The sequence below is a fragment of the Sorangium sp. So ce176 genome (genome assembly GCF_051519835.1).
Lineage (GTDB): Bacteria > Myxococcota_A > Polyangia > Polyangiales > Polyangiaceae > Sorangium > Sorangium cellulosum_G.
Genome location: NZ_CP150371.1, coordinates 10780209 through 10801186 on the forward strand (window position 1 = coordinate 10780209; position 20978 = coordinate 10801186).

At 71.5% G+C, this 20978-nt stretch carries 11 protein-coding genes; 7 read left to right on the forward strand and 4 right to left on the reverse strand.

Annotation, left to right across the window (positions count from 1 at the left end):
* Positions 1-7: 7 nt before the first annotated feature.
* Positions 8-3322: an ACP S-malonyltransferase gene (fabD, locus tag WMF42_RS40725; RefSeq protein WP_437688410.1), complete on the reverse strand. Its 3315-nt coding sequence runs from the start codon at positions 3320-3322 to the stop codon at positions 8-10.
* Positions 3323-3791: 469 nt separating this feature from the next.
* Between fabD and WMF42_RS40730 the strand changes: the two genes are divergently transcribed.
* Complete coding sequence (locus WMF42_RS40730; RefSeq protein WP_437688412.1) at positions 3792-4364, forward strand: carboxymuconolactone decarboxylase family protein; 573 nt, start codon at positions 3792-3794, stop codon at positions 4362-4364.
* 51 nt (positions 4365-4415) lie between these two features.
* Here WMF42_RS40730 and WMF42_RS40735 read toward each other — a convergent pair whose 3' ends face one another.
* Complete coding sequence (locus WMF42_RS40735; protein ID WP_437688414.1) at positions 4416-4661, reverse strand: hypothetical protein; 246 nt, start codon at positions 4659-4661, stop codon at positions 4416-4418.
* 324 nt (positions 4662-4985) lie between these two features.
* Between WMF42_RS40735 and WMF42_RS40740 the strand changes: the two genes are divergently transcribed.
* The 4 genes from WMF42_RS40740 to WMF42_RS40755 all read left to right on the forward strand — a co-directional run bounded on the left by WMF42_RS40740 (position 4986) and on the right by WMF42_RS40755 (position 11042).
* Positions 4986-6434, forward strand: coding sequence for a phospholipase D-like domain-containing protein (locus WMF42_RS40740; RefSeq protein ID WP_437688416.1), 1449 nt, complete (start codon positions 4986-4988; stop codon positions 6432-6434).
* A 208-nt stretch (positions 6435-6642) separates the two neighbouring features.
* Positions 6643-7203: an NADPH-dependent FMN reductase gene (locus WMF42_RS40745; RefSeq protein WP_437688418.1), complete on the forward strand. Its 561-nt coding sequence runs from the start codon at positions 6643-6645 to the stop codon at positions 7201-7203.
* A 169-nt stretch (positions 7204-7372) separates the two neighbouring features.
* Positions 7373-9109, forward strand: coding sequence for a serine/threonine protein kinase (locus WMF42_RS40750; RefSeq protein WP_437688419.1), 1737 nt, complete (start codon positions 7373-7375; stop codon positions 9107-9109).
* A 34-nt stretch (positions 9110-9143) separates the two neighbouring features.
* Positions 9144-11042 (forward strand): PEGA domain-containing protein, encoded by a 1899-nt coding sequence (locus tag WMF42_RS40755; RefSeq protein WP_437688421.1) that lies wholly within the window; start codon positions 9144-9146, stop codon positions 11040-11042.
* Positions 11043-11045: 3 nt separating this feature from the next.
* Here WMF42_RS40755 and WMF42_RS40760 read toward each other — a convergent pair whose 3' ends face one another.
* Positions 11046-12899 carry an OmpA family protein gene (locus tag WMF42_RS40760; RefSeq protein WP_437688423.1) on the reverse strand — a complete coding sequence of 618 codons (1854 nt, stop codon included), beginning with the start codon at positions 12897-12899 and terminating at the stop codon, positions 11046-11048.
* A 93-nt stretch (positions 12900-12992) separates the two neighbouring features.
* Complete coding sequence (locus tag WMF42_RS40765; protein ID WP_437688425.1) at positions 12993-16499, reverse strand: kelch repeat-containing protein; 3507 nt, start codon at positions 16497-16499, stop codon at positions 12993-12995.
* 291 nt (positions 16500-16790) lie between these two features.
* Between WMF42_RS40765 and WMF42_RS40770 the strand changes: the two genes are divergently transcribed.
* Entirely contained in the window at positions 16791-17534 is a 744-nt protein-coding gene (locus WMF42_RS40770) for a hypothetical protein (protein WP_437688427.1), read from the forward strand.
* Positions 17535-17681: 147 nt separating this feature from the next.
* Entirely contained in the window at positions 17682-20939 is a 3258-nt protein-coding gene (locus WMF42_RS40775) for a thrombospondin type 3 repeat-containing protein (RefSeq protein WP_437688429.1), read from the forward strand.
* Positions 20940-20978 lie beyond the last annotated feature (39 nt).

Sequence of the window (20978 nt, forward strand, 5' to 3'; positions counted from 1 at the left end):
GGCGCGATCAAGCGATCAGCGCCGCGAAGCGCTGGTTGAGGTGCTCGGCAGTCGAACGCATGAGCTCCTGCGCGATCTCGTCGACATGGCGGTTTCGCCAGCTCGAGAGCGCGGTCCCCTTCACCCACTGGTTGAACGCGCCGAGCGCCGGGCCGCAATGAACCTGGTAGTCGACGCGGCTCCCCTCACCGCCTTCCATCGCCAGGCGCTGGCTGTGGCCGAAGTACCAGCGGAACACCAACGCCATCTTGTGCTTCGGGTCCTGGTCCGCCTTCTCGATCTCCCGGGGGTCCTCGCGCAGGAGGTGCTCGCGGGTCTCACGGTACACCTCGTCGAACGACCTCCGGAAGTACCTCTGCTCGATCTTCGCGCGAACCTCGGGATCGATCTCGTCGAGCGACTCGTGTCGTCGATAGAGCTCGTAGAGCTTCCTCGCGCGCGCGGGGAACAAGACGCCCTTCCTCAAGACCTGGGCCCTCGCGCCCGTCTCGAACATGTCCCCGGCGGGCGCATAATCGGTGTCCTGGATGTCGATCTGCTCGAGCGTGTCCTTGACCGCGGAGCTCACGCCGGACTCGACGGTACACTGATTGATGGATCCGGTGAGGATGAAGTCTGCGCCCAGCACGAATACGGCGGCCGCGGCCTCGGGCGTGCCGATACCGCCCGCGGCGCCCACGCAGATCTTGAATCCACCGCGGTACCTCTCCACGCGCCGATCGCGGAGCCGGAGGATCGTGGGCAGGAGGACGATCGGGTTCCGATGCTCGGTGTGGCCGCCGGCGTCCGCCTCGACGCACAGGTCGTCGGCCATCGGCACCTCGGCCCCGAGCCGCGCCTCCTCCGCGGTGAGCTTGCCGTCCTGCAGGAGCCGCTGGACGATGCGCTCGGGCGCGGGGGCGAGGAACGCTTCCGTGATCTCCGGACGAGACACCTTGGCCAGGATACGGTGCCTCACCTCCACCGCGCCGCCCGCGCCCCGCCTGAGCCCCTTGAGCCGATAACGCACGAGGGCCGGAGTGACCTGCATGAACGCGGCGGCCTCGACGTTGCGGACCCCGTGCTTCAGGAACACGTCGACGGTCTCTTCCTCGTTCGACGGGCGCCTCGGGTTGTGGACGAGGTTCATCCCGTACGGCTCGCCGGCGCGGAGCTCACCCTGGATGCGGGCGATCGCCTGCTCGACCCGCGCCATGTCGAGGCCGCCGGCGCCGAAGAACGAGAGGATGCCCGCGCGCGCCGCGCGGATGACGAGCTGCTCCGAGGCGATGCCCCGGAACATCGCACCGCAGACGTAGGCGTACTTCAGGCCGTAGGCCTTCCTGAACGCGGCGCTCCCCAGCGACTCTGCGCTGAGCCGCGGGCGCGCCGCGTCGGGCGCCCGACGCGCGGCCTCTTGCACCACGGGCGGCGGCGCTTCGACCCGCGCGAGCGCGTGCTGGGCCACCGGGGCCGCGGCGCTGGTCTTCCGGACCTTCGCGAGCAGCTTCGTGAGGACGTTGCCGGGGCCGACCTCCTCGATCTCGACATCGCCTTGCCGGAGCAGGAACTCCAGAGTCCAGTCCCACCGCACCGGCTTCGTGAGCTGCTCCGCGAGCATGCGCGCGATCTGGTCCGGCTCGTAAGGCTCTCCGGTGACGTTGGCGATGACCGGCACGGCGGGCGGGCGGAACTTGAACCCCGCGAGGAACCCCTCGAACTCGCGCCGGGCCGGCTCCATGTACCGGGAGTGGAACGCGCCGCTCACCCGCAGCGGTACATAAGCCAGGGCGCCGGCGCCGAGGAACAACGGCTGCGCCCTCGACACGCTCTCCCGGGGACCGGCGAGGATGAACTGCCGCGCCCCGTTGTAGTTGGCGAGCGCGATCTCATCGAGCCTGTTGTCCGCCAGCACCTTCCCGACCGTGGCCTCGTCGAGCCCGAGCACGGCCGCCATCCCGCCTTCCTTCGCCCGGGCCATCAGCGCGGCTCGTTCCTGGACGAGCCGCAGTCCGGTCTCGAAATCGAACGCGTCGGCGGCGAGGAGCGCGTTGTATTCCCCGAGGCTGTGCCCCGCGACGAAGGCGAGGCGCTCGCCGCTCTTCCTCCTGCGCGCGAGCAGCAGCGCGTTGACGACGAAGAGCGCAGGCTGGGTGAACTGCGTCTGATCGAGCTGCCGCTCCGGATCGTCCCGGCAGAGCCGCGCGATCGAGTAGCCGAGGACCCGATCGGCCGTGGCCGTCAGCTCGGGGAACTCCTCGAAGAGCTCCGCGCCCATCCCTCGCGCCTGCGATCCCTGCCCTGGAAAGAGGTAGACCTTCCTCTTCTCCTCCCGCGAGACCGGCTCGGCGCCGCGCACGGACGAGCGCTTGTCGGAGCCGTCCCGACGATGCGCCTGCTTGAGCCGCCCGAGCCCCTTGGACCCCGGCGAGAAGGGGCTGAGCACCGTGATGGCCTCCGACCGCGACCCCGATTTCAGGTTGTGCTTGGCGAAGCTGGCCAGCGTCCCGGTGGGCCCCAGGTCCACATAGAGGCACCCGTCGTTCTCCGCCTCCTCGAGCGCGCGCACGGCGTCTCGAAAGCGGATCGGCGCGCGCACCATGCGCCAGAAGTGCGCCGGCTCCAGGACATCGACGAGCCCCGCCGTCTCGCACGACATGACCGGTGCCGATGGCTTGCGCACGGTCAGCGACGCGAGGTGACGGCGGTACGGGTCGGCGGCGACATCCATCCAGCGAGAATGAAACGGATAGGCGACGGGGAGCCGCTGGTGCATCACCCGCGCGCTGTCCAGCCACGCGACGATGCGCGACACGTCGTCGGACAGGCCCGACACCACGAAGTGGTTGTCGAAATTGATCGCGGCGAGCTCCGCGTTGTCGCGGAAGACCTGCTCCCGCTCGAACATCCGCGGGTCCCCGAGGACCGCGAGCATGGTGCCTCGAGGGCACAGCGCCTCGATGATCTTCACCTGATGCGCGATGCAGCGAGCGACCTCCTCGGCGCTCAGCACGCCCGCGGCGGCCGCGGCGGTGTACTCACCGAGGCTCGCACCGAGAAGACAATCGGGCTCGATCCCCTCCGCCTTGAGCGCCTCGAAGAGGGCGAGCTCGATCATGAATATCGCTGGGTGGCTGAAGCACAGGCGGTCGAACCAGTCGGCCGCCGTGCGGTCGCCGCGATAGATCTCGGAGAGGACGCTCGGACCACCGAGATCCTGGAACAGCGAGTCCAGGGATTGCAGCGAGGCCCTGAAGACGGGGTGGGTCTCGAAGAGCTCCCGGCCCATGCCGTAGTAATGGGAGCCTTGCCCCGAAAACATGAAGACGGTCTTCCTTGCCACGGAATGCCTCTCTCCTCTGGCCAGCTGCTCTAGGGGCTCTAAACCAATCGAATCGGAGCTCGGGCCAGGGGAAGGCGATACCATCTCGCCCTCCCCCCGAACGACCGCTGTGCCACATCATTACACCAGGCCACGACAATACGCAGATTATGACAGCAGCGAGCAGAATGCGAGATGAAATTTCGTCTACGCAATCCGGATCGGACACCTGGCCTCTGCGCGGCGGGAGCTGGCTCGCGGGCGCTGATCCCGCAGATCGAGAGTGGCATGAGGCGGGGTAGAGCACGCGACGTGTCACGGTTGTCCACCGGGGCGTGCGCGGATCCGAGGGGTCGCACCGCCGATGCCGAGGGCGCCGGTGGCACGTGCCACTCCAGCAGCACGTGGGATCAGGGGCATCGTGCGTCGCGTTTGCGCCTTCGGAGCCGTGCTCTGGAACGGCAACGGGGACGGTGATACTCTGGTAAGTATGGCTCGACTGCCCTATGTGAACCTTGATGAGCTCCCCGAGGAGCTCCGTATACGCCTCACCAGGCTGCCGCCACTGAACCTCTTCGGCATGCTCGCGCACACGCCGAACGCCCTGCAAGTGCTCGGCCTGACCAGCGCGAACATGTGCGAGGCAGAGATCGACCAGCGCCTGCGCGAGCTGGCCATCCTGCGGGTCGCGCATCTCTCCGGCTCACGTTACGAGTGGGTGCAGCATGCCGCGCTCGCCCGGTCTGTCGGGGTGAGCGCGGCACAGGTGGAGGCCGTCCCTCGGGGCGCCGACGCCGACGTGTTCTCCGAGGTAGAGCGACTCGTGCTGCGCTTCACGGATGAGATGACGGAGAACGTCAAGGTCTCGGAGTCCACGTTTCAAGCCCTCGCCGGACACCTGAATGCCCGCTGCTTGATGGAGCTCGCGCTCGCGGTCGGGATGTACGGGATGCTGGCGCGCATCCTGGAGACCTTCGAGGTCGAGCTCGAGCCCACCGCGGGGACCTACACGTTCGACTCGATGCGGCAGGCGGGGACGAGCCTGCTCGAGGGCTCTGGTTGATGGCGCGGCCCACGGGAGCGGAATGCGCGGCCGGAGGGGCCAGGGCCAAGCTCAGACGAACGAGGCTTTCGTGGGGAGGCCCAGGAGCGAACGGCCGTAGGTGATGTCCCGCCGCCCGTGAGGAGCCGGTCGGGCGACGGCGCACAGCTTTCGCGCCGCCGCGACCGAGATCGGGAAACGGAGAGGGCCGACCCCCTCCACCTCGACGTGCAGATCGCCCGAGGCGCATGCGAGCTCGGTCGCGAATTCCCCTTCTGCCTCGATGGCCGCGAGCGCCGCCGTGACCTCGTTCAACACAGCTCACCTCTCAGGTAAATGCCTCTCGCGGCGAGGCGGCCGAGCTTCAACCAGCGCTGGCGATACGCTGTCTGGACTTCGCGCGATTCTGACCGAGCGCGTGAAAGAGAAGCTCTGGCGTGAGAATCGCGAGCGAAACATCGTAATAGGGACTGCTGCGAGCCGCTCGACGGTCCGAGCCGAGGCGCCGCCGCGAGGGGCGATCCTGGCCGCGCGGGCGGCCGGCGCGGACCGCACATCGTGCCCGTCACCGGCTCCCACCCGGGGCACGTCATCGACGCGGTGCGCGACGGGACCCGAAAATTCTGGCACCTAGAACATCCCATGGCCGCCGCTCGCGCCCCCGCACGCATCGCCCCGGCGAACGCACCGCTGCGCCCGCTCGCGCAGCAGACCTTCAGCCGCGTCGCCGGCGCGCCGCTCATCGCCGGGAACGCTGTCGACCTCCTGATCGACGGCCGAGCGAACTTCGACGCCTGGCTCGCCGCGATACGGGCGGCGCGCACCTCGATCCTGTTCGAGAACTACATCTTCGACGACGACGCGCTGGCGCGCGAGTTCCGCGAGGCGCTCAGCGAGCGCGCCGCGGCGGGCGTCCACGTCAGCGTGGTGCGCGACTGGTTCGGGTGCCTGGGCTCATCGACGGACCGCTTCTGGAGCAAGCTGCGCGGGGCGGGCGGAGAGGTCCGCACCTACAATCCGTTCAGCTTCACCAGCCCGTTCGGCTGGGTGACGCGCGATCATCGCAAGCTGCTCGTCGTCGACGCCGAGGTCGGCTTCGTCTCCGGCATCTGCGTCAGCGGCAAATGGCTCGGCAATCCAGCGCGTCGCGTGCCGCCGTGGCGCGACACAGGCATCGCCGTGCGGGGGCCGGCGGTGCACGCGCTCGCCGTCGCCTTCGCCGACAACTGGGCGATCCTCGGCGACGGCCTGCCCGCCGACCTGCCCATCCTCACCGACGTCCCCCCGGCGGCGGGCCGCGTGGACCTGCGCGTCGTGGCGAAGCTGCCGAGCACCACGGGGCTCTACCGGCTCGATCAGATGATCGCGGCGCTCGCGCAGCGATCCCTCTGGTTGACGGATGCCTACTTCGTCGGCATCGCGCCGTACGTCCAGGCGCTCACGGCGGCGGCGCGCGATGGAGTCGACGTGCGCCTGCTCGTCCCGGGCACGAGCGATATTCCGGCCGTCGGTACGCTGTCGCGGGCCGGCTATCGCCCGCTGCTCGAGGCCGGGGTTCGCGTCTACGAGTGGAATGGCTCGATGCTCCACGCGAAGACGGCGGTGGCCGATGGGCGCTGGGCGCGCGTGGGATCGAGCAACCTCAATGTCGCGAGCTGGCTCGAGAACTGCGAGATCGACGTGGCGATCGAGGACGAGGAGTTCGCCGGGCGCATGCAGGCGCAGTTCGAGGAAGATCTCCGCGGCGCGACCGAGATCGTCCTCCGCGCCCGACGCCGCGCCCTCCCCGGCAGAGCGCGCCCCCCGCAGGCAGCCGGGACCGGGCGCTCCGCGGCGGGCGCCCTGCGCCTCGCGAACACCGTGGGCGCGGCGATCACGAACCGCCGCGTCCTCGGCGCGGCCGAGGGCGGGATCCTCCTCGGCGGAGCGCTCTTGCTCCTCGGCAGCGCGGCGATCGCCCTGTACTTTCCGCGTTTGCTCGCGTGGCCGCTCGCCGTGCTCGCGCTCTGGTCGGCGCTCAGCCTGATCATCCGGTATGTGACCCTCGCCCGCAGGGCCAGGGCCACGGCCTCATCGCCTCACGCGCCGTGATGCTGTAGCGCTCGCCGACGTGGCCTGGCGGCCTCTACGCTCGGCCGGCCGCCCACTTGACGCATGGACGGTGCGGGATGTACACGCGCTGGAAACGCAGCTCGTAACAACCTCGAACGGCCCCTCCTGACCACCGGGATGCCATGGGAATGTGCACCCTGCCGCCCGTTCGCCCGATCGAAGAGGGGCCATCGACTGGAGCGCAGACATGCTGAAGGTGGCGATCATTCTGGGGAGCACGCGGCCGGGACGGAACGGTGAAGCCGTCGCGAAGTGGGTCCACGGCGTGGCGACGAAGAAGGGGGGCGCCGAGTACGAGCTCGTCGACATCAAGGACTTCGACCTGCCGCTGCTCGACGAGGCAGCGCCGCCGTCGATGGGACAGTACACAAAGCCTCACACAAAGGCGTGGTCGGCGAAGATCGATTCCTTCGACGCGTTCGTGTTCGTGACGCCGGAGTACAACCACGGCACCTCGGGCGCGCTCAAGAACGCGCTCGATTACCTGTACAAGGAGTGGAACAACAAGGCGGCTAGCTTCGTGAGCTACGGCAGCGCGGGCGGCGCCCGCGCCGTCGAGCAACTCCGGCTCGTGATGGCCGAGCTTCAGATCGCGGACGTGCGCGCGCAGGTCATGCTCTCGCTGTATGACGACTTCGAGAACTTCAGCGTGTTCAAGCCGAACCCCCGCCACGAGAAGTCGGTCGGCAACATGCTCGACCAGCTCATCGCCTGGGCAGGCGCGATGAAGACCCTTCGCGTGAAGTGAGCAACGCGTCGCCCCGGCCAGCCATGGAGGTGGCCGCACTGGAAATCCGGTCGCGCCGGTCGCGCCGGTCGCGCCGGTCGCGCCGGTCGCGTCCATGTCCCGCGACGCATCGCGCCGCGGGTGAGCGTTGCGCTCCCCGGCGGAACCGCCTACAGTCGATCGTAGGCTTGTGATCGGCGCGGTCATCGACGGCAAGTACCGGATAGCCAAGCTCCTCGGGGAGGGAGCGATGGGTTCGGTGTACGAAGCCGAGCACACAGCGACGGGCCGGCGCTGCGCCATCAAGGTGATCAGCTCGCTCGACCTGACCCGCGATCCGAGGATCGTCCAGCGGTTCCAGCGCGAGGCGCGCGCCGCCGGAGCCATCGACACGCAGCACATCACCCAGGTGCTCGACGCCGGGATCGATCGCGAGACCAAGCTGCCGTTCCTCGCGATGGAGTTCCTCGCCGGCGAGGACCTCCAGCACCTCCTGCTCCGCACCGGCCCGCTCGCGCCGCACGTCGCCCTGCGCATCGCTGTGCACTGCTGCCTCGGGCTGCAGAAGGCGCACGACGCGGGCGTCGTCCACCGCGACATCAAGCCGCACAACCTGTTCCTCGCGCGGCGCGACGCCGGCGAGATCATCATCAAGCTGCTCGATTTCGGGATCGCCAAGGTCAAGATGGACCAGGCGAACGACACCGAGGGGGCCGATCTCACCAAGACCGGCAGCCTCGTGGGCTCGCCGCTCTACATGTCGCCGGAGCAGGCCGTCGGGCAGCGCGAGATCGACCACCGCACCGACATCTGGTCGCTCGGCGCCGTCCTCTATCAGGCGCTCTCCGGGCGCACGCCCTTCCACGACATCAAGGCGCTCGGGCAGCTCATCCTCTCGATCTGCTCGGGGCCCGTGCCGCCGCTCCAGGACCACGCGCCCTGGGTCCCGGCCGAGATCGCGGCCGTCGTGCACCGCTGCCTCCAGCAAGACCCGGCGCGCCGGTTCCAGGACGCGCAGGAGATGCTCGCCACGCTCCGGCCCATGTTGCCTTACGGGTGGGCCATCCAGGAGGACATGCTCGTCCCCCTGACCGAGGCCCACCGCCACCACGTGGCCCCGCGCCTCGGCGCGGGCGCCCCGGAGGTGCGGCAGAGCAACCCGCACGCGTCGATACCCCCCGCGAACGCGAGCGGCGGGTACCCGGCCGTCGGCGCCCTGGGGCTGCCGAGCGGCTACCCGGCCGCGCCGAACGCGAACGCGAGCGGCGGGTACCCGGCCTCCGACGGCTCGGCGCTGCGCAGCGGGGCGTACCCCGCCGTGCCGTCAGGCACGGACGGCGGGCTCACGGCGTCGCGCTCGGGCGGCGCACTCGGTCGGTCCGCCAAGGGCGTCGCGCTCGTCGCCGGCGTCGCTGCGCTCGGCGCCGTGGTGGGGCTCGGGGTGATGGCGGCGCGGCGCTTGTCCGCGACCCCCGAGGTCGCCCCGGCGCCGCAGATCACGGCGCCGGAGCCCGTCACGCCGGCCAGCCAGGTCACGCCGCCACCGCCGGTCGCCGTCGTGGAGGCGGCGCCCAGCGCCAAGAGGCCGCCCGACGAGGCCCCGAAGCGGCGCGTGCGCGTCGTGATCTGGCCAGAAGACGCGCTCGTCGAGCTCGAGGGCGAGCGCGCGACCACCACCGACGGCGTGCTCGAGATCAACGGGCGCCTCGGCAGCACGTACAAGGTCCGCGTGTTCAAGGGCCCGACCCAGGTGACCACCGAGATCGCCATCACGGAGGGCGGGGCGTACCCGGCGAAGGTCGAGCTCCCCACCGCGCATGGACGGCCCGCGCCGACGACGAAGGCGACCACCGCGCCGCCGCCGAGCACGACGCGCCCCGCGGTCCCTCCGGGGTTCACGCACGACACCGGCGAATTCAAGCAGTGAGCCTCCTTGAAGCAGGGCGGGACAGACGAACGTGATGGGCGAGCTTGAGCGGTCGTCGGCCGGGCGCAGCGGGCCGACGCAGGGATCCGAGACAGCCGATCTTCGGGGCTCGACGGGCGCGCCCCGCCGGCGCGTGACCGGCCTGACGGCGATGGCGGCGGGGCTCGTGACAGCGCTCGCGCCGCTGCCGGCCGGCGCGCAGCCCGCGCCCTCGCCGGGCCAGGCAGCGCCGGCTCCGGCGGACGCCGGCGAGGCCGCGCCGGCGCAGGACCCGGCCGGGCCCCGCTCGCTGGGAGACGAGGTCCCGGTGTCCGAGGCCGTCCGCCAGGAGGCGCTCCAGCACTTCGAGAAGGGGCTCGGGCTGCTCGGTCAGGGAGCGCTCGGGCCCGCGCTCGCGGAGTTCATGCTCTCGCGCAGGCTGTTCCCGACGCGCGCCGCGACGAGGAACGCGGCGATCGCGCTGCGGGAGCTGAAGCGTTACGACGAGGCGCTCGACATGTTCGAGGCGTTCCTCCGCGATTTCAACGCGTCGGCCGCCGAGCGCACGGCCGTCCAGCGCGACATCGCCGAGCTCAGGGCGCGCGTCGGGACGATCGACATCAGCGGCGCCGAGCCCGGCGCGTCCATCGTCGTGAGCGGCGAGGACCGCGGCCAGTATCCGCCCTTCAAGCCGATCCGCGTGCCCGCGGGGCCGCACGTGATCCGCGTGTTCAAGGAGGGGTTCGAGTCGTTCGAGCGGCGCGTCGACGTCGCCGGCGGCCAGACGGTCCCGGTGCAGGCCAGGCTCCGCAGGCTCACGCGATCCGGCAAGCTGCGCGTCGTCGAGCGCACAGGCAAGACGGTCGACGTGCTCGTCGACAACGTCGTCGTCGGGCGCACGCCCTGGCTCGGCGCGCTGTCGGTCGGCAACCACATGGTCGCGCTGCGCGGGGAGGGGAAGCTCGGCTCCCAGCCGACCGCCGCGCCCGTGCGGCCCCAGGAGCTCACCACGCTGTCGCTGCTCGCCGAGGAGCTCGACGCCTCGCTGCGCGTCAACCCCACGCCGCCGGGCGCGAGCGTGTGGATCAACTCGGTCAACGTGGGCAACGGCGTGTGGCTCGGCCGGCTGAAGGAAGGCCAGCACCGCGTCGAGGTGAAGGCCGACGGGTTCGTCACCGGGTCGCGGACCGTCACGCTCGACCGCGGGGAGCGCGAGGTGCTCACGCTGCAGCTCGAGCGCGACGAGGAGGCGCCGATCTGGCGCAAGCCGCCGAAGATCGCGCTCGACGCGAGCGCCTCGTTCCTCTTCGTGCCGACGCTCGGGGGCGACGTCGCGGGTTGCTCCGGGGGCTGCTCGCGCTCGCTCGGGCTCGGCGGCGCCGCCTTCCTCCATGGCGCCTACGAGCTCGGCTCGGGGCTCGGCTTCGGCGTCGAGGTCGGAGGCCTGATGGCGCTCCAGGGCGTCGAGGGCCGCGACGCCGCGCTCTATCCGGTGGGCGTGGCCGAGCCGGATCGAGGCCACGCGGACGACGATCTGCGGCTGAGCGGCGTGCTCGTCGGCGCGACGATCGGCTACCACGTGGAGCAGCGCTTCCCGCTGCAGTTCCGCCTCGGCGCCGGGGTGTTGCTCGGTCAGGTCCGCGACGAGCGCAGCGGCAATTTCACGGCGCGGGACGGCAGCGTGATCCTCGCCGCGCCCGCCGCTTCCTTCTCGTCGGCCACGTACCTCTTCCTGGATCCCGAGGCGCGGATCGGCGCCCGCTTCGCCGAGCATTTCGAGGTCTCGGCCGGGGTCAAGCTGCTTGTGCTCATCGCGCCCGAGCCGCCCAGGTGGGATCCGACGATCGAGATCCCGGCGTCGACCGACGGGATCGGCACCTACAGGCCCGAGCCCGTGATGGGCGACCTCGTGTTCATGGTCGCGCCCGGCGTGAGCCTCCGTTACGACTTCTGATCGCTAGGGCTGCTGCCCTTTGCGCTTGATGATCATGAACTGGACGCGCCGGTTCTTCTGGCGCCCCGTCTTGACGCGGTTGTCCGCGAGCGGCTGCTCGAACCCGTACCCCTTGGCCACGAGCTTGTCCCGCGGCACGCCGGCGGCCACGAGCCACGAGAGGACGGCGTCGGCGCGGTCCTGGGACAAGGTCATATTGAATTTCTCGGTCCCGTTGTCGTCCGTGTGCCCTTGCACCTCGACGAGCTCGATGTCCGGGTTCTGCAGGATGGCGTCGCGCACCTCGTAGAGGATCTCGTCGGAGATGGGGTCGACCGTCTGCGTGCGCGTCTTGCCATACGGGACGAACTGCACAGGCTTCGAGGTGGTGATCTCGTCGGCGTGCACCCGCACGAACCTCGGGCACCCGTTCTGCTTCGGATCCCGGTCGGGAAGGCCGCGCTCCCTCGGGCAGGCGTCCGCGGCGCCGCGCACGCCGTCGCCGTCCGGATCGTCGGGGCAGCCGTTCTGCTTCGGATCGCGGCTGGCGGGCCCCTTGGCCGCCGGGCAGGCGTCGGCGGCGTCGGCGATGCCGTCGCCGTCCGCGTCGCCGGGGCAGCCGACCTTCTTCGGGTCATCGCTCGCGGCGCCGGCCACGGTCGGGCAGGCGTCGATGCCGTCGTGGAAGCCGTCGTCGTCCTCGTCGTCCGGGCAGCCGCTTTTCGTCGCGTCGGCGCGCCGGGGGCCCGGCGTCGTCGGGCACGCGTCGTCGATGTCGAGCACCGTGTCGCCGTCGCGATCGGCCGGAGGGCAGCCGTCCCTCGCTGGATCGGGCGACGGCTCGCCCTTCACGTCAGGGCAGGCGTCGATGTCGTCGTTGATGCCGTCGTCGTCCTTGTCGCCCGCGGCGGCGGCGGCCGGCGCGCGCTCGGGAGGGGCCGGCTGCGGGAGCGGCGCCCAGCCGATCATGCCGACGGCGCGGACGTTCGGGGTGCCGACAGCGTCGAAGAGGCCCGGCCCGGCCGCCGCGCCGAAGGTGAGGCCGCCGAGGACGCGCAGCTTGGCGCCGAAGAGCAGCTCGGCGTTGACGCCGGCGCCCGTGCGGGCGGGCGGCGTGCTCGAGAGCAGGAGATCCTCTCCGAGCGGCGCCGCGCCGTACAGCTCGGCGCCGAGCTGGAGGAGATCACCGGCGAGGAGGAGCCCCGCGGCGCCGCCGAACGTGAGCAGCGAGGGGCTGGTCGAGCCGCCGCCGACCTCGAGGCCGCCGCTCGCATTCCAGAGGAACGCGAGCGGCGCGCCGACGCGGCCGCCGAGGCTCGCGTGGACGTTGCCGCGCGCGGCTGGATCACCTGTGTACTGCGCCGGCGATCCGGTGGGCAGGAACAGGTAGCTGCCGATCCCGAGCTGGATGGGCCCCGCGTCCTGCCCGAGCACCCGGACCCGGGCGCCGAGGCGGAGATCGCCGAGCACGGGCGCTGTCAGCTCGGTGAACTGCGTGCCGGGGAGGCCCGGATCCTCGCCGCCTTGCGCGACGGCGAGCGGCGCATCCACGGAGAGCAGCAGGCGATCCCAGAGCGCGAGCGAGGCGTCGAGGCGCAGGAACGCCTGCGAGGAGACGACGGCGACCTCGCTCGCGGTGCCGGTGCCCTCGCCGCTGCGGAAGCGGACCGGCCGATGGGAGTAATCGAGCATCACGTGGGCGCGCGGCGTGAGCTCGCCGGGCGCGGCGGGGGAGGGGACGCCGAAGAACACGTCGCCGGCGGGCGCCGGCTCGAACCGGTTGATCGCGAAGCCGCCGGTGGTCTGGCCCCGCGAGGCGCTGGCGAGCGTCAGCAGGACGGCCGCGGACGCGGCCGCTGCGACGGATGAGGACCGCATGGGGCGCCACGATAGCGGGGGCGAGAGGTGAGGGGCAACATGCCACTGTCCGCCGCGCCGCGCTCACGCCATGAGGCGAGCGCCAGGCGCATGTCAGCGACCCGCCGTGGCGCGGCGAGACCGCCGCCGCGCCACGGCGCCGCCGGCCGCGCCGAGGCCGAGGAGCAGGACCCCGAGCGGGGCGCCGCCATTGCGCGGCTCGCCGGCGGTGCGGCAGGAGCAGGACGCCGGATCGGGCAGCTCGAAAGGCTGTACGCATTCGCCAGCGGTGTTGCACACCGAGGGAGCCACGCAGTCGCTGACGGAGGCGCACCTCTCCAGGCACGCGATGCCATCGCACGCGTAGGGGGTGCAATCGATGTCGGCGGCGTCGGGGACGCGCACTGTGTGTTTGCCGTCACAGCGAGGCGCCGTGAGCTCCACGCAAGTTCCCTCCTCGCAGATGAAGTCGAGGAGGCAGTCGTCGTCGCCGTTCGCAGGATCGCAGCTCGTCTTGCACGTACCGGCGTCAGCGCACCGGAAGCCGCCGCACGAGCGCGGGTCCTCGGTCGAGCCGCCGTCGCCGTCGCACAGGCGGTGGAGCTCCTCGGCCGGTCCGATCGCGCAGCCCTCGTCCGGGCAGCTGCACGTCGGAGCGCTCAGCTCGGACGTGGGGCCGGGATAGGTGCACGCGAGCGGGTTGGTGCCGTCGCAGACGCCGGAGCACGCGGTGCCATCACCCCGGCACGGCGAGCGTTCGAAGGTGCCCCCCGTGTTGAGGTGCGGCGGTTCCGGGCTCGCCAGCGAGCCGAGGGTCGTGCAGAAGCCGACGTTGCCCGGCGTATCGCAGGCCTGACACTGCCCCCGGCACGCCTGGTTGCAGCACGTGCCGTCGACGCAGAACCCGGAGAGGCACTGCTCATCGCGCTCGCAGGCGGCGCTGGTCACCCGCTTCGGCTTGCACTGGCCCGCTCCGGCCGGGATCGTCGGGGTGTCGCCGCCCGAGCCGCTCGAGACGCCGCCTGCGCCGCCCGAGCCGCTCGAGACGCCGCTTGTGCCGCCTGCGCCGCCTGCGCCGCCTGTGCCGCCTGCGCCACCGGCGCCTCCTGTGCCACCGACGCCTCCTGTACCATCGACGCCGCCTGTACCGCCTGCGCCGCCGATGCCGCCGGCGCCGCTCGCACCTGCGCCGCCCGCGCCGCCCGCACTCCCCGCGCCGCCCGCGCCGCCCGCACTCCCCGCGCCGCCCGCGCCGCCCGCGCCGCCCGCGCCGCCCGCGCCGCTGGCGTCGCCTGTCGCGGTGAAGTCGCACCAGCCCGTCTCGGAGCACGGTTGCTCTTCATTGCAGTACGGCGAGCAGGCGACGCCGTCCTTATCGCAGGTTCCCGGATTGCAGTCCTTCGTCTCCTCGTCCGGCCTGGCGCGGCCGTTGCCGTCGCATCGGTTGTGCACCTCGATCTCGTCGCCGGGGATGCACCGCTGGGGCAGCGGCGTGCCTTCCCTGGCGAAGCCGCACAACCCATCCCCGCCGGTCCCTTTCCCCTCCGCCGTGCACGAGAAGCACTCCTCGGTGCATGCGACGTTGCAGCAGACGCCCTCGGTGCAGTGGCCCGAGAGGCACTCGCCGCCCATGCTGCAGGGCTCGCCGTTGTCCTTCAGGAGGACCTGCGCTGTGTCGAGCGCCTGGTCGGCGGCGAGCGCGCCGGACGGTCCCCTGCCGCCCACGACGAGGACGGCCCTGCCCGCGTCGACCGAGCGGCCTGCATTGACGAGCAGGGCGGTGTGATCACGCCGCGCCGCCATCGGCTCGGGCACGTCGAGCAAGGTGAACCGCCTCGACGTCGGGTTGTACATCTCCGTGGCGCCGAGCGTGGCCAGCCCGTTGTAGCCGCCGGCGATCACCACCTCTCCCGTGGGCAGCAGCGTCGTCGTGTGGTTCGCGCGCGCCCGGTTCATCGCGGTGTACCTCGGCAGCGCGGCGAAGCCCCGGCGCGACGGGTCGCTCGATCCGTCGACGTAGAGGTCGACCGCGTTCGTGTAGAGGCCGCCGAGCAGCTGGTTCGTGCCGCCGGTGATCAGCACGTCCCCCGAGTCGAGCACGGTCGCGGCGTGGAACCCCCGCAGCGCCGACATCTGGGGCCTCGACGACGGGCCCGCGACCACGGGGCCGAACGAGCGCGCCGCCGCGTTGTAGATCTCGGCCGTCGAGAGGGCAGCGCCGGTGAGCACGAAGCCGCCGCACAGGAGGACATCGCCGGTGCTGAGCCGCGCGGCGGCGTGGGCGTGCCGCGACAGGCCCATCTGGTTCTCGGTCGGCACGAGCGCGGTGTCCCCGAGGTCGGTGAAGGTGTAGACGAGCGCGCTGCTCGTCGGCTGGTTGAGCGGCGGCGCGATGCCGCCGGCGATCAGGACCGTCCGATTGGCGATGAGCGTGGCCGTGTGGTTGAACCGCGGCTGGCTCATCGAGGCCGGATCGGTGGAGAACTCCCCGGTGGCGGGGTCGTAGACCTCCAGGGTGCCGAGCGGCGTCCCGCCCTCGCTGCCGGCGCCGCCCGCGATCAGCACGGGGACGTCGTCGCCGGACGGCGTGATCGCGCCGAGGGCCGTGGCCGTGTGGGCGCCTCGGGCCGCCCGCAGCGAGCCCGTCCTCGCGAAGGTGCGGCTCAGGGGCTCGTAGATCTCGGCCGAGCGAAGCGCCGCGCCGTCCGTCATGAAGCCGCCCGCGATGAGCACCCGGCTCGCCGGCGCGCCGGGCGCCATGTCGACCGCGGTGTGCCGCGCGCGCGCGTCGGTCATGGCGTTGCTCGTCGACATCCAGAGGGGATCGACCAGCGCCGGATACCGCACCGCGGCCGAGTCCCAGCCCACCGTGACCGTGCACGTGGAGGCGCCGGGGGCCGCGGGCGGGCGCCCCCAGGGCGCGCGCGGGCTCGTGTCGACCGCGCACCCTTCCACCGAGAGCGCCGCGTCGTGCCGCGCGCCCTCCGCGTCGACGAGGTACGGCGGCGCGACGCGCAGGCGAGGCGCGCCGCCCGCGTCGAGGAACTCGAGCGTGTTCTCGACCAGCCGCAGCCCCGCCGCCATCGTGACATCGACGCGGTAGCGGAGCGCCCTGCGGGGCGGCTCGCGCTCGAAATAGACGAAGTCCTCGGTCCCGGCTGGATGGACGCGGTGCAGGACATCCGCGGGGGCGCCGCCGGCGACGAGCGCCTGGCGATACAGCGTGACGCCATCGACGGTGGCGGCCGCGACGTCGCGCGCCCCTTGGAGCGAGAAGGTCACGGCCAGGCCGGAGGCCTCGTCGCGAAGGCGCACGCCCGCGGCGGCGTGGCTCGGCAGCGTGACGCTGGCCGTCCGGGGCAAGGCGCTGGTCTCGCCGAGGGGGGACCCGGCCGGCGCCTGGCCGAGGGCCCGCGGAAACATGGCGCGGAGCGCGTGGACGCGCGCGCGCGCTTCGACCGTCGCGGTGCGCGCGGCGGCGCGCGCCGGCGCGGCGCCGTCATCGGAGCAGGCCGGCAACGCGGCCGCGGCGAGCGGGAGGAGCGTCAGGAGCAGCGCAGGACGGGGGCGGCGGAGACGAGCGCAGCGGCTCATCCGGGGGATGAAGGATCGTTCACGCACGCTGTTCTCTCTCCGCATCTAGAGGGCGGCGCGCCGCCGAGCCGCAGCTCGGACGCCGCACGACGTCGCACGATCGACGGTTCGCCCCGTTCGCGCCGCTCGTCGTGAGGCACGATAACAGAAACGGAAAGAAACAGCGCGCCCGGCGGTACCCGGCAGGGCGCGCGTCGCGCCGAGCGCGCTCCGCGCGGCGATTCCCGCAGAGCGCCACACAGGCCTTGCGGCGCGTCGCGGCGGCGGTGTACGTAGAACCATGCCGGAGCGCGCAGCCGCCCCGAGGAGCCGATCGCGATGAAGAGGGTGGGGTTTGCGCTGGCTGGCGTTGTCCTCGCGGCGGGCCTGCTCGGCCCGGCGTGCGGTGCGGAGGACGCAGGCGCATCGGGCGCGTACACGGGCGGCGGTGGCGGCGCGGGCGGCCAGGGTGGCGCCGGTGCGGAGGGCGGGAGCAGCGCCACCAGCGGGGGCGACGCCTCCGGCGGCGGTGGCGCGGGAGGCCAGGGCGGCGCGGGGAGCCAGGGCGGCGCGGGAGGCCAGGGCGGCGCGGGAGGCCAGGGCGGCGCGGGAGGCCAGGGCGGCGCGGGAGGCCAGGGCGGCGCGGGGGGAGAGGAGCCGCGGAAGCGCTATTGCGCGAAGCGCTGTGACGTGGCCGCGGATTGCTGTCCGGTTGGAATGCCGGATTGCGCCGGCGGCGCGTACCCGAAGAACTGGACCTGCGACGACGCCGGAATGTGCGTTGCGCCGCAGTGCAGCAGCAAGGCGGACTGCGCGACAGCGGGGTCGTCACCCGACAACGACTGCCTGCCGGTCGGCGGCCGGATGGCCTGCGTCAGGACCTGCACGGCCGGCGGGGACTGCGGCGCAGCGGGAGCCGAGTGCAGCGGGAGGGCCGCGAACGGGGCCATGTACTGTCAGTTCCCGTTCGTGTGCACGGAACACTCGCAGTGCAACGGCTTCGGGATCTGCATCGACGGCGACTGCGTGTGCGACAGCGACGACGATTGCACGGACGCGTCCGTCGACATGTGCCCGCCGTAGCTCCGCCCGCCGACGGGCGACGTTCCCAAGCGCGAACAACCCGGGCTACAATGACAAGACCGGGTGCTGGCCCGGAAGAACTCAGCGACGAGGGAGAGCACCGGCCGGGGGTTTCCGGAGCGCGCGTGGTCTTCCGGAGGACTTGCCATGCGTCGATCGGCATCGCCCGCACCGCCCCGTCCGCGCCATCCGGCCTCGATGCCGCTCCCGCGCGCCCGCCGGTTCCGCGTCGGGCTCCTGCTCCAGGTGATCTCTGCCATCATGTTCTGCGCGGGGGTCGCCCACGCGCAGGTCAACGACACCGACGGCGACGGGGTCGTCAACGCGCTGGACAACTGCCCCGGTGTCGCGAACTTCGATCAGGAGAACACCGATCGCGACAGGTACGGTAACGCGTGTGACAACTGCCCGGAGGTCAGGAACGACGACCAGAGAAACACCGACGGCGACAGCCTCGGAGACGCCTGCGATCTGGACGATGACAACGACGAGGTGGAAGACACGGTCGATAGCTGTCCGCTGGCCTACAACCCTGATCAGGAGAACAGCGACGACGACACCATCGGCGACGCCTGCGACAACTGTCCGGAAGACACCAACCAGTCCCAGTCGGACACCGACACGGACGGCGTCGGCAACGCGTGTGACAACTGCCAGGGCACCGCGAACCAGAGCCAGGTCGACACGGACGAAGACGGGAATGGCGACGCCTGCGACAGCGACGACGACAACGATGGAGATCCGGACAACCTCGACAACTGCCCGCTCCAGGCGAACAGCGACCAAGCCGACATCGACGGCGATGCCATCGGCGACGTCTGCGACACCGACGACGACAACGACGGCGTGACCGACCCCGACGACAACTGCCCGATCGTCGCCAACTCGGGCCAGGTGGACACCGACGGCGACAGCCTGGGCGACGCCTGCGATCCCGACATCGACAACGACACGCACCCGAACAACGCCGACAACTGCCCTCAGCTCGCGAACGCGAACCAGCTCGACTCGGATCTCGACGGCATCGGGGACGTCTGCGACCCCGACGACGACAACGACGGGCACGCCGACAACCTCGACAACTGCCCGCTGACGTTCAACTTCGACCAGGCGGACACCGACACGGACGGTCCCGACGGGTTCGGGAACGTCTGCGACAACTGCCCCTCGATCTCCAACCCCGATCAGCAGGACGCCGACGGCGACAGGCGGGGAGACCGGTGCGACAACTGCGACCGCACGCCGAACGCCGACCAGGCCGACAACGAGATGGATGGCATCGGCGACGCCTGCGATCCCGACGACGATAACGACACAGTGGCCGATGTTGACGACAACTGCCCCACGGTGTCGAACCGCAGCCAGGCCGACAACGAGATGGATGGGATCGGCGACTCCTGCGACGCGGACGACGACAACGACGGCGTGCTCGATATCGGCGACAACTGCCCGTTCGCCTCGAATGCCGACCAGGCCAACAACGAGGGCGACACGCAGGGCGACGCGTGCGATCCGGACGACGACAACGACGGCATCCTCGATGCGGTCGACAACTGCCCGTTCGCCTCGAACACGATCCAGACAGACACCGACGACGATGCCAGGGGCGATATCTGCGACGATGACGATGACGGCGACGGCATCCTCGATGCGGTCGACAACTGCCCGACGGCGGCCAACGCCGACCAGGCCAACAACGACGGCGACACGCTCGGCGACACGTGCGATCCGGACGACGACAACGACACGGTGCTCGACGTCGCCGACAACTGCCAGTTCACCGCCAACACCGACCAGGCGAACAACGAGCGCGATGAGACCGGCGATGCGTGCGACGACGACGACGACAACGACACGGTGCTCGACGCCGCCGACAACTGCCCGATGGCCGCGAACACCGACCAGGCCAACAACGACGGCGACGCGCTCGGCGACGCGTGTGATCCGGACGACGACAACGACACGGTGCTCGACGTCGCCGACAACTGCCAGTTCACCGCCAACACTGACCAGGCGAACAACGAGCGTGACGAGCTCGGCGACGCGTGCGACGACGACGACGACAACGATATGGTCGCCGACGTGGACGACAACTGTCCGTTCGTCGTCAACACCAACCAGACGAACACCGACAGGAACGGCCCGAACGCGGACGCCCTCGGCGACGTCTGCGACGATGACGACGACGGCGACGGGCTGACGGACCTCCAGGAGACCGCGCTCGAGACCGACACGCGGAGCATCGACCACGACGGGGACACCATCGCGGACTACGCCGAGGTGGCGAACCCGAACGACCCGGAGGATCCGGCGAACGACACGGATGGGGACGGGATCATCGACGCGCGCGACAACGACAGCGATGATGACGGGGTGCTCGACATCGACGAGGCAGGCGACGCCGACATCGGCACGCCGCCCATCGACTCGGACGGCGACGGCCTGCCGAACTACCGCGACCCCGACAGCGACAACGACGGCGTGGGGGACGCCGACGACAACTGCCCGCTCGTCGCGAACGCCGATCAGCAGGACGTCGACGGAGACGGCGACGGGAATGCCTGCGACGGCGACTCCGACGGCGATCTCGTGCTGGATGACGTCGACAACTGCCTGCTGCTCGCCAACCCGTTGCAGGAGGACGCCGACGGCGACGGCCTCGGCGACGTCTGCGACCCGGACGGCGATCCCGACGCCGACGGGGTGCCGAACGCCGAGGACAACTGCTTCCTGGTCGCCAACCCGCTGCAGGAGGACGTCGACGGCGACGGCGACGGCGACGTCTGCGACTCCGACGCGGACAACGACGGCGTGAGCGAAGGCGACAACTGCCCGCTGCACGCCAACGCCGCGCAGGAGGACGCCGACGGCGACGGCGTCGGCGACGCCTGCGACAACTGCGTCGACTGGGCGAACCCCGAGCAGGAAGACGCGAACGACAACGGCATCGGCGACGTCTGCGACCCGACGTTCGATCGCGACCTCGACGGCACCGTCGACCCGGAGGACAACTGCCCCGCCCTGGCGAACGCCGACCAGGCCGACGCGGACGGGGATGGTGTCGGCGACGTCTGCGACAGCTGCCCCGAGGACGCCAACCGGGATCAGGCGGACGAGGATGGCGACGGCATCGGCGACGCCTGCGACGAGACAGGGGCCGGCGGCGCGGGCGGCGAAGGCGGCGCGGGCGGCGACGGTGGCGCGGGCGGCAGCGGCGGCATGGGCGGCGAAGGAGGTCAGGACGTGGCGGTCGACCCGGAGTTCGTGGGCGGCTGCGACTGCCGGATGAGCGACGCCCCGAGCTCCAGGGCCGCCTGGGGGCTCGCCGTCGGCCTCGCGCTGCTCCTGCGGCGCCGCCGCAAGGGCAGCGCCGCGCCCGCCGCGCGGGCCGGCCGCGCGTCCTGAGCCTCCCCGCGCGGCGAGGCCTACCTCGCCGCGCGGCCT

Excerpts from the sequence above, each read along its gene's own strand:
- WMF42_RS40760 (WP_437688423.1), bottom strand. The coding sequence starts at position 12,899 with ATGCGGTCCTCATCCGTCGCAGCGGCCGCGTCCGCGGCCGTCCTGCTG.
- WMF42_RS40745 (WP_437688418.1), top strand. The coding sequence starts at position 6,643 with ATGCTGAAGGTGGCGATCATTCTGGGGAGCACGCGGCCGGGACGGAAC.
- WMF42_RS40740 (WP_437688416.1), top strand. The coding sequence starts at position 4,986 with ATGGCCGCCGCTCGCGCCCCCGCACGCATCGCCCCGGCGAACGCACCG.
- WMF42_RS40770 (WP_437688427.1), top strand. The coding sequence starts at position 16,791 with ATGAAGAGGGTGGGGTTTGCGCTGGCTGGCGTTGTCCTCGCGGCGGGC.
- WMF42_RS40730 (WP_437688412.1), top strand. The coding sequence starts at position 3,792 with ATGGCTCGACTGCCCTATGTGAACCTTGATGAGCTCCCCGAGGAGCTC.
- WMF42_RS40755 (WP_437688421.1), top strand. The coding sequence starts at position 9,144 with ATGGGCGAGCTTGAGCGGTCGTCGGCCGGGCGCAGCGGGCCGACGCAG.
- WMF42_RS40775 (WP_437688429.1), top strand. The coding sequence starts at position 17,682 with ATGCGTCGATCGGCATCGCCCGCACCGCCCCGTCCGCGCCATCCGGCC.